This window comes from Pseudomonas sp. P5_B2, from assembly GCF_056400445.1.
Window position 1 is genome coordinate 1 of sequence record NZ_JBFULH010000917.1, and the last position, 1,304, is coordinate 1,304.

Below are 1,304 nucleotides of genomic sequence, written 5' to 3' on the forward strand. Positions count from 1 at the left end.
ATGTACCAGGAGACTGGTTGTGTCCCGAATGTAAGGTTGGCAAGAGTGATTTCGAGATGATCGAGATCACCGAGCCAGTGACCGCCGCCACAGTTGCTGCAGTAGTCACCATCGCCCCTATAGCAGCCCCAGTTGCTACCGTCGCGCCTGTTTCAGTGCCTGTGCAAGCAGCCCGTCCTGCTGGCCCTGTAGTAATCATCGGCAGCGGGCATGCAGGCTATGGYCTGGCTCAGGCTCTGCGCAAGCAAGACCCGAATCTGGAGATCCGTGTACTGACTCGCGAGTCCGGACATGTCTACTCCAAGCCGGCACTCTCTATTGCATTGGCTCAAGGTCGAACTGCGACAGCTCTGGCCAGCGAGAGCCCATTAGCAGTGGAACAACGACTTGGCATACGGGTGTACCCGCATTGCCAGGTTGAACGCATCGATTCCCAAGCCCGACGGTTGCATACCAACCTTGGTGAAATGACCTATGGCCAGCTAGTTCTAGCCAGCGGCGCAGCACCTATTCGTGTACCGATCGAAGGCTGCGCGGAAGCGTTGGTAAGCGTTAATAACTTGTCTGACTATCAAGCCTTCCGCACGCAATTAGTTGGTATGCATCGTATCGCTATTCTCGGCGACGGGCTTATTGGTTGTGAATTTGCCAATGACCTGGCCAGCAGCGGTTTCGAGGTGCGAGTCATTGGCTTGGGTGCTTGGCCTATGGAGCGCTTGTTACCGGAGCCTGCAGGACTCCATCTGCAGCAAGCGCTTACTGGTCTAGGAGTGCAATGGAACCTGCAAACCACCTTGCAGCGAATTGAGCGCAGTAACGATGGATTCGAACTGACATTGGCCAACGGCGAGCAACATAAAGCTGACTTGGTGTTGTCAGCTATTGGTTTGCGACCTAACCAAGAGCTGGCGCTCGCCTGTGGTCTGGAATGTGGCCGCGGGATCAAGGTCGATGAATATCTGGAGACTTCAATACCAGGTATTTATGCACTTGGAGACTGCATCGAAATCGACGGCCAGTTGATGCCTTATCTGGCGCCGATCAACCAAGGCATCGAAGCCTTAGCCCGTACCCTGTTGGGACAACCGACAATTGTGCGGTATCCGCTGATGCCAGTTACCGTGAAAACCCCGGCGGCGCCATTGTGCTTGCTAGCGGCACCCGCTAATTGCTCTGGTCAATGGCGAATTGAATCAACGGCCGACGGCCTTAGCGCAGCGTTTCACGACGACGCGGGCACCTTGCGCGGTTTCGCACTGCTCGGACGCCAAGCGCAACAACAGCGCAGCGCCTGGCTTCAGAAC

Annotated in this window: 1 protein-coding gene; it reads left to right on the plus strand. The window is 55.9% G+C overall.

The window, feature by feature from the left end; all coding sequences use genetic code 11:
- Positions 1–1,304, plus strand: a 1,304-nt coding sequence (locus AC1DRJ_RS27990) for an FAD-dependent oxidoreductase (protein WP_477804998.1), incomplete at both ends; no start/stop codon positions are given.